The sequence below is a fragment of the Wolbachia endosymbiont of Pentalonia nigronervosa genome (assembly GCF_014534705.1).
Classification (GTDB): Bacteria; Pseudomonadota; Alphaproteobacteria; order Rickettsiales; family Anaplasmataceae; genus Wolbachia.
The window spans coordinates 1-3,928 of sequence record NZ_JACVWV010000086.1 but is presented as its reverse complement, the minus strand read 5'-3'; the positions used below and the strand labels follow the sequence as shown (position 1 = coordinate 3,928).

Sequence of the window (3,928 nt, the reverse complement as noted above, 5' to 3'; positions counted from 1 at the left end):
AAGTAATGGCTTCTATAGCTGAGTGGCTCGGATATGATAAGAAACGTCCAGAAGAGCAATACATTAATCAGAAACTTGATGAGATTGCTACTTATAGCTGGAATTACTATGATGAAAATGGCCAGGTGATTGTTAAGGTTTTTCGCAAAGATCCTACTGGAGAGAGAAAAGAATATAAGCCTTTTGATGTGAAGCGAGGTATATATGGTGCACCAGAAGGACTGAGGCCTTTATATAATATTCCAGGAATTTTAAAGTCTGATGAAATTGTTCTAGTGGAAGGAGAAAAGTGTGCAGAAGCTCTTATTGAACAGGGTATTACAGCTACAACAACAATGTTTGGATCTAATGCAGATGCTAACAAAACTGACTGGTCACAGCTTAAGGGCAAGCATATTATTATTTGGCCAGATAATGATGAGGCAGGTAAAAAGTATGCTGAAAATGCTGAGAAAAAGCTTTTAGAAATAGGAGTTGCATCACTTGCTATTCTTGAAATTCCGCAAGATAAACCAAAGGGTTGGGACGTTGCTGATGGTGTTACAGAAGGGATAGATATTGAAAAATTTTTATCTTCAACTACTCAAATTCTGTATACAGAAAAAGAACTATCAACTACCGAGAAATTCTCGACAGTTCAAAAAGAGGGACAAAGAAATTACATTTCTGATTTTATTGAGAATAACACAAGAAAAGTAATCACCAAACCACCACTGAACATTTTAGACTGGAATGTAGAACGTTTTACAGGTCCAGTACCAGAGCAAAAGTTTCTTGTTGAAGGGATGTTTCCTTTAGGTGTTACTTCAATAGTGGCTGCTATGGGAGATACAGGAAAAGGAATGTTACTGCTTGATTTAGCACTGAAAGTTGCGAATGATACAGATCAAATATGTGGTTTTGGTTCTCTTGTTACTGAACATGGATCAGTGGCAGTTTTTTCAGCAGAAGATGATGCAGGTGAGGTACATCGTCGCCTTGAACGCCTTGACCCTAAGTGTGAAAGATTAAAACATAAAGATAAGTTGTTTGTTGTACCACTACCAAATGTCAAAGGGTCACTTACAATCTTAAAAAATGTTCGTGGTAAAATTGTTGAGATTTCTCCTGAATTTGAGTCTGTAATAAAGCAACTTGAAAAAATTAAGGATTTAAAATTAATCGTGTTTGATCCTCTTGCATCATTCATTCATGCAGATATAAATGCTGATCCAGCTGTAGGAGATTATCTAATGTGTCTATTGTCTGATCTAGCAAGTAGCACTGGAGCTTCAATTATTACTGCTCACCACATGAGAAAGCCAAAGAGTGACAAACCTATATTAACTGCTGAACAAGCACGCGATGCAATAAGAGGTACCTCTGCCCTTGTTAATGGTGTTAGATGCTCATATGCTTTTTGGCCAATAGAAAATACAGCTAGGCTAGAAATCTTTAAGTCAATAGGAGAAATGCCAAGGCAGAATGCTTTATTTCATGGGGCAGTTGTTAAGGCAAATGGTTTAGCAGACCGAACTATACGTACATATCTGAGAAATCAGGAAACAGGGCTATTAGAGAACATTACAGAACAACTAAAAGTTGGAGATATTAGTGATAAAGATCTCAAAATGTACCTTATCGATGCAATTACACGAGCTGCTGTTGCAGGACATCCATTTACCCACACAGGAAATACAGGAGTATATAAACAACGTCATAGACTGCCTGAAAAATTCCACAGTATGGGTAGGAATAAATTAGAGCGCATAATACAGGAACTTTTACAAGAAAGACCACCAAGATTAGTAAAAGGAATGTCTGTGGGTTCAAAAGAAGACAAGTGGCTTGATATCTCAACAGGACCGTTTGCTCGTGGTATAGGAAAGTTCACTCCTGGAGCCGAAGGTATTAGCTACTCTATGAAATAAAAACTAATAAGCGTAAGTCCTCTTTATTTTTTTTAAGCCTCTACAGAATCATGACCGAATGGTTTTATAGAGGATATATTTTTAAGTACAAAACTTTTATATTATTTTTTAATCAAAATTCTTAACTTACAAGGTATAAATTGCGACCCTAATACGTATTGTAAGTAGTAATTTTCTAGTTTAAAGAGATAGAATATACTAAAAAAGACACTACCGATGATTGAATTACATTCCCAATTACCGAGTTCCCAAATCTGCAATTAGAAATAGGGAAGCTAAAAGCTGCATAAATTCTAGTCTTTTGCCTTACATTCCCAAAAGCATTACCGGTAATCATGTATCTAAAGTCGGCCAGTATGGCGGATTCTACGTTCCCAAAACCCTTATATATTATATATATAATATATAATAGCAATAAATAATAACAGTAATAAAATAAATAAAATGTAAAATCATAAAGCAAAAAAAAAGAAGAACAAAAAGAAACCATTATTAAAATACTTACATCGAACAAAAAAGAACAAATGGTTCGTAGTTACGTTTTAAGACGATTCTGTGACTTAAGGGTACATTTATACCACACTAACCCAATAAACGCTTGTAATAGCTCTTAAAAGCGCAGGAAAAGGCACTCATTAATTATTCTTTACTTCAAATTTTTATCTATCACAAAATAACCTTCACCTCAGTTTAGCATGTTTTTTATCAGTTGTAAAATATATAAAAAAAAGTGAACAGTTTTCGTAATTTCGGTGAATATATATAACAAGAGCTGGTGAGGTTTTGGTATATTGGAGGTTATTATGAAAATACAACAACTTTTATCTCAGACTCCTGAGCAATTGAGAAAATATTGTGAGTCTTTAGGTGATGAAGATAAGCAAAGTCTCTATAAGCAAGTTGTAGATGAAGCTAAGGGAAAGCGCTTAAGAGAATTGAAACAATTGAGTAAATTAGCTACTGCAATAGAAAAAACAACAGATAAGAAATTATTGATGTCTTTTCATGGTGATGATAACCCGCTTAATGGAGTAGCAATTCTAAGCTTCTTTGGAAAATTAAATAGGCGCCTTGTTTTAATCATGCACTCTTCAGTTTATGATAAAGATTTAAAACAGTTGAATGAATTAGATAACTTATTGCCTCAGATGTATGAAGAACTAAGACCTAAATTGACAAGTAGCATGAGAAATTACGCAGAAAGAGAGCTCAGATTCAGTAACTTTTTGCGCGATAATATTGATACTTTTAAATTTTTAGAAAAGGCTGAGCATGGTTCTATAGCAGAAAGAAAAAAAGTAACAATCGAATTGACTAGGTTATTTATACACCAGCCAGAACTGAATTTTCAAGGAGATGTATTTTTACTTGGTCTTATTTCCCAGCATATAGGAATTTTTAGAAATCACGTAAAACACAAAGTAGATATTTTGATTGACTTGCTAGAAAAAGGCTTAGAAAAGTTGGAAAGCATAGAAGAGGATACTGAAAAATATAGAGAAATTGAGGATAAGCTAATGGATGAAAGAAGTAAAGTGATGAAAGAATTACGTTCTTAGCTATGCCCTATTTGAGGAGACATATGAACAAAGCAGTGGTCTTCAAAAGACAAATTTTCTACACCTACAGCGGATGTAAAAGTCAAGTAGTGATATGAAAAAAATTTCAAAAAAAAGTGAACAGTTTTCGTAATTTCGGTGAATATATATAATAGCAGGAAGAAATTTCTTGACGTATTTAACTACTAGGTAGCGCAAGATTCTTGGGTATCCGTTGTTGGCCTGCAAAAATCTATGTAAACCTCCATAGCATATTTTGAAGGAACCAGACGATATTTTAGGAATCTGTGCTACTGAACTTTAATTTAGCAACTTTAATGATGAGAGCAATAGATTTTTAATTCAAAAACTGGTTGATATCGTAATAGGAAAATAAATGTCAATACTAACACTAGATCTAGGCAAACAAACCGGCTGGGCTATTCTGCATGATGGAGTAATTCAAAGTGGCAGTGAAAG

2 protein-coding genes and 1 pseudogene are annotated in these 3,928 nt (G+C 34.2%); all 3 read left to right on the top strand.

Annotation, left to right across the window (positions count from 1 at the left end):
• Positions 1–1,910, top strand: a 1,910-nt coding sequence (locus IC220_RS06360) for an AAA family ATPase (RefSeq protein ID WP_188153640.1), incomplete at its 5' end; no start/stop codon positions are given.
• An 803-nt stretch (positions 1,911–2,713) separates the two neighbouring features.
• The gene (locus tag IC220_RS06355) at positions 2,714–3,469 is read left to right on the top strand and encodes a hypothetical protein (protein ID WP_188153639.1); all 756 of its coding nucleotides are present in this window, start codon (positions 2,714–2,716) and stop codon (positions 3,467–3,469) included.
• 376 nt (positions 3,470–3,845) lie between these two features.
• Positions 3,846–3,928 (top strand): annotated as a pseudogene (locus tag IC220_RS07940) (Holliday junction resolvase); the annotation flags it as partial.